The following is a 4107-nucleotide window of genomic DNA, read 5'->3' as shown; positions in this document are numbered from 1 at the left end:
CGGCCGGGGCCCCGCGGCTCAGTCGGCGGCGGGGGGTTTCGGGCCGGGAGCGGGCGTGGGGGTGTGCCCGTGGCCGTGGCCGTGGCCGTGGCCGTGGCCGTGCTTGGCCGCCACGCCCGCGCCGGGCATGGGGGCGGTGCCGCCCAGCTGGATGTCACCGGCCCGCAGCGGGGCGTCGTGGTACTTGCCCTCGTGCGCCAGGATCGGCCGCTGGTCCCCGGCGATCTCCGGGTACTTCTCCTCCAGCCTGCGTCGCTGGTCCCAGGTCCGGCGCATCGAGTCGATGTACTCGGAGTTCCCGTTGTAGACCCCGCGCCAGGTCTGGGGCATCTCGTCCTTGGACAGGCCGGGGCTGGCCTGGCCGCCGAGCGCGAACCCGGCGGGGACCTTGGTCGTCGCGCCGTCCCCGCAGAGCGGGCAGGGCGGGGTGGCCGCGTCCGACATGGACGCGAGGTGCTCGAAGCGGGCTCCGCACCCGCAGCGGAAGACGTAGATCGGCATCGTGCCGCCTTCGATCGGGGCGGCCGGCGGCCCCGGAGGACCACCGGCCGCGACGGTCACCAGTTCTCGACGGACTTCGTGAGGATGTCGGCGATGTCGTCCTCGGTCGGGGTCCGCGGGCAGGTCGCGAGCAGCCGCTGCTGCTTCATCGTCCCGGGGACCAGGTCCGGCACGTCGGCCTCGGTGTAGCCGACGCCGCCGATGCCGTTGGGGATGCCGATGTCGCGCATCAGCCGGGTGAGGACCCCTGGCAGCTGCTCACGCGGGTCGTTCACCTTGTCCGCCCGCGGATCCATCAGCTCCGCGGCCCGCAGGTGCCGCTCCGGCGCGGAGTCGAAGGAGAACCGGAACGCCTCCGGCGCGGTCAGCGACACCGACTCCCCGTGCGGCACCATCGCCTCATCCTGCGGGTAGCCCTGCGGCCGGTAGTCCTTGACCATGCCCGCGATCGGGTAGGCGTTGGCGTGCGGGATGTGCACACCGGAGTTGCCGAACCCCATGCCCGCGAAGGTCGCGGCCATCATCATGTCCGAGCGGGCCTCGACGTCCTCGGCGCCGCGCTCGACGGCGGCCCGGAACGACTTCGCGAGCAGCGACATCGCCTTCTCGCACCACAGGTCCGAGACCGGGTTCGAGCCGCAGTAGGTGACCCGCTCCTCGGGCTTCTTGCGGTCGAAGGTGGTGTAGTACCGCGCCGTGTAGCTCTCCACCGCGTGGCAGGTGATGTCCATCCCGGCCGCCGCGGTGACCTGCGGCGGCAGCGTCATCGTCAGCAGCGGGTCGATGACGGCCAGGGTCGGGCGCAGCCGCCAGTGGCTGATCCCGGTCTTGACCTTCATCGACAGGATGTCCAGCACGCACATCGCGGTGGACTCCGAGCCGGTGCCCGCCGTCGTCGGGACGGCGATCAGCGGCTTGAGCTGCCCGGGCGGCACCTTCGCGCCACCGATCGGCTTGTTGATGTAGTCCATCAGCTCGCCGGGGTGGCTGGTGAGCAGGTTGATCGCCTTGGCGGTGTCGATCGCCGACCCGCCCCCGACGGCGACGAAGCCGTCCCACGGACCCTGCGCGCGGGCGTACTCGGTCGCCTTGTTCATCGAGTCGTCGGTCGGCTCGACGTGCACGCCGTCGAAGATCTCGGACTCGATGCCGTAGCGGGACAGGTTGTCGGCGAGGCGCTGCGGCGCGCCGAGCGCGTTCACCCCCGGGTCGGTCACGATCAGGACCCGGGACACGTCGTAGGCCGACAGCTCGAAGCCGACCTCGTCGATCGCGCCCGCGCCGAACTTCAGCGGCGGCGCACCCCAGGTGAAGATCGTCTCCTCGGTGTACTCGGGAACCTCGAACGTCATCAGGTGTACGACCCCTCCGGTGCCTTGCGCAGCTGGTGGATCTGCTCGGCGTCGTGGCCGAACACCATCTGCGCGTTCGTCTGCTCCTGGATGCCGCGCAGCTTCTCCACCGAGGAGAACCAGTCCTCCAGGTTGTTGACGATCGCGGCCGGCGCGGCGGGCGGGCCGTAGCTCGCTCCCATGTAGACCGCGTCCGAGGTGAAGATCATCGTCCCGGTGTCGGGGAGGTCGACGCGCATCGACATGCAGCCGGGGGTGTGCCCCGGGGTCTGGATCATGCTGACGCCGGGGAGCAGCTCGACGTCGCCGGAGACGATCTCCCAGTCGATGCCCTCGTAGTCGGCCTTGAGGTGGGCGCCGTTGAACGGACCCTCGAAGCCGAGCGCGAACTCCTTCTCCTTGTCCGAGCAGATCATCTTCGCGTTGGTGTTCTTGAACATCTGGGCGTTGCCCGCGTGGTCGAAGTGCAGGTGCGAGAGGACGACGTAGTCGATCTCGTCGAGCCCGACGCCCATCTTGTGCAGCTGCTTGTCCAGGTACTCGTCGTCGGCGACCTGGTCGTAGGGGAAGAACTCCTGCAGACCGGTCGGCGCCCAGCGCGTCTCCCAGTCCGACGGACAGCTGGTGTCCCACAGCAGCTTGCCCTCGTCGGTCTCGACGAGGACGCAGTGCGTGGGCACCTCCACCCAGTCGATCGGGGCGTCCTTCTCGGACCGTGGCTTGATGCTGACACCGGGCTTGAGGAGCAGGAACGGGAGATTGGCGTGCATCGCCCCGCAGGGGATGACGCTGAGCTTGTTCGCCGTGGCCATGAGGGATCCCTTCGTCGCTGGAGGGTTCTGGCAGTTCGTCGCCAGGCCAGTCTCGGGAAGCCCGGGGCAGGCGTCCATGGTCGTATGCGCCTGTCTTGATCGCAGGACATGGCGCGGACAGACATAGGGTCGGGCGCATGAAGCCGGCTCCGCCGTTCCCCGAGCCCAGCCAGGACGCGATCCTCCAGGCCGTCGGGCAGACAGCGCTGGACCTCGCGGACGTCGGCGACCGCGACGTCATGCTCGGCGCCGTACTGCGCCGCACCCGGGCGCTGCTCGGCGCGGACATGGCCTACTTCAGCCTCAACGACCTGCACTCCGGTACGACCTACATCGAGCTGACCGACGGCGTCCGCACACCGGAGTACCGCGCGATCCGGATGCCGTTCGGCACCGGTGTGCTGGGGCGGGCGGCGGCCGGCGCGGGCACGGTCGCCACCGCGGACTACCTGGCCGACCAAGCGCTCAACCACCTGTCGGGGATCGACACGATCGTGCGCGGCGAGGGTGTGCGGGCCATCGCCGGCGCCCCGATGCGCCTGGGCGGGCGGGTCGTGGGAGCGCTGCTCGTGGCCCACCGCGGACCCCGCACCCTCGGCCCGGCCGCCCGGACCGCGCTGGAGCACATGGCCGTGCAAGCCGCCGTCGCGCTGGAGCAGACCCGGCGCGGCGAGGAGATCCGGCGCCTGCGCACCACCCGCGACGACGGTTCCGACCCCGGCGCCCGGCTGCGCCTGGAACACCTCCTGCACCTCGACGAACGCCTCATGGGGGCGATGGCCGGCTCCACCGCCGAGGCGGCCGGGGTGTTCGCCGTGCTCGCCGAGTCCGTCGGGCACCCGCTCTCGCTGCACGACCCGTCCGGGGCGCTGCGCACGGGACGACGGCTGCTCACCCCCGAGGAGCTGGCCGGGTGGCGGTTGCGGTCGGCGGTCCGCACCTCCCAGCAGGCCGGTGGGGTCGCGATCGCGCACCTGCCCGGCGGCGGGACCTACGCGCTGCTCGCGATCACCACGGCGGGAGAGCACCTGGCGACCCTGGTCATGGAGGGCGCCGACGACGACGCCGTCGCCCGGCTGGCGCACGCCTCGGCGTTCATGACGGTCGCACTGCTCGTCGAGCGGGCACTGGCCCAGGCCGACGAGACCGCCCAGACCACCCTGGTCGAGGAGCTCGTCGACAGCCGGGTCCCGCCGCGGCCGACGCTGGGGACCCGGCTCGCGCAGTACGGCCTCTCCCCCGACGCCCCGGCCACGGTGCTGGTCGTCGACGTCGACCCGGCCGGTGCGGTGACCGCGGCGCGGGCGGTCCGGGGGCTCGACGGGGCGGGCCGCTGGCTGGTGTCGGTGCACGACGGTCACGTGTGCGTGATCGCCGCCGGGACGACCGGCCCCGGCCCCGCGGGGACCGGCGCGGCACCGCTCGTCGCCGAGGGGCTCGCC

The 4107-nt window shown here is 71.9% G+C and carries 4 protein-coding genes; 1 reads left to right on the top strand and 3 read right to left on the bottom strand.

Going from position 1 to position 4107, the window contains the following annotated elements; genetic code table 11:
- Positions 1-18 precede the first annotated feature (18 nt).
- The 3 genes from GTW08_RS28800 to GTW08_RS28790 are packed head-to-tail and all read right to left on the bottom strand — an operon-like array spanning position 19 to position 2665.
- Positions 19-501 (bottom strand): FmdB family zinc ribbon protein, encoded by a 483-nt coding sequence (locus GTW08_RS28800; RefSeq protein ID WP_161152785.1) that lies wholly within the window; start codon positions 499-501, stop codon positions 19-21.
- Between the two features lie 56 nt (positions 502-557).
- On the bottom strand, positions 558-1853 hold the full coding sequence (locus GTW08_RS28795; RefSeq protein WP_062397613.1) for a hydroxyacid-oxoacid transhydrogenase: 1296 nt from the start codon (positions 1851-1853) through the stop codon (positions 558-560).
- On the bottom strand, positions 1853-2665 hold the full coding sequence (locus GTW08_RS28790; RefSeq protein WP_073576374.1) for an N-acyl homoserine lactonase family protein: 813 nt from the start codon (positions 2663-2665) through the stop codon (positions 1853-1855). Before GTW08_RS28790 ends, GTW08_RS28795 begins: the two co-directional genes overlap by 1 nt.
- A gap of 137 nt (positions 2666-2802) precedes the next feature.
- On the opposite strand from GTW08_RS28790, the gene GTW08_RS28785 reads away from it, so the two are divergent.
- Positions 2803-4107, top strand: a 1305-nt coding sequence (locus GTW08_RS28785; RefSeq protein WP_161152784.1) for a GAF domain-containing protein, incomplete at its 3' end; no start/stop codon positions are given.

Origin of the sequence: Pseudonocardia sp. SID8383, from assembly GCF_009864975.1 — a bacterium.
GTDB lineage: Bacteria > Actinomycetota > Actinomycetes > Mycobacteriales > Pseudonocardiaceae > Pseudonocardia > Pseudonocardia alni.
Note: the sequence above shows the minus strand (reverse complement) of the source record. Positions and strands in the feature narration are given on the sequence as shown.

Excerpts from the sequence above, each read along its gene's own strand:
- GTW08_RS28800 (WP_161152785.1), bottom strand. The coding sequence starts at position 501 with ATGCCGATCTACGTCTTCCGCTGCGGGTGCGGAGCCCGCTTCGAGCAC.
- GTW08_RS28795 (WP_062397613.1), bottom strand. The coding sequence starts at position 1,853 with ATGACGTTCGAGGTTCCCGAGTACACCGAGGAGACGATCTTCACCTGG.
- GTW08_RS28790 (WP_073576374.1), bottom strand. The coding sequence starts at position 2,665 with ATGGCCACGGCGAACAAGCTCAGCGTCATCCCCTGCGGGGCGATGCAC.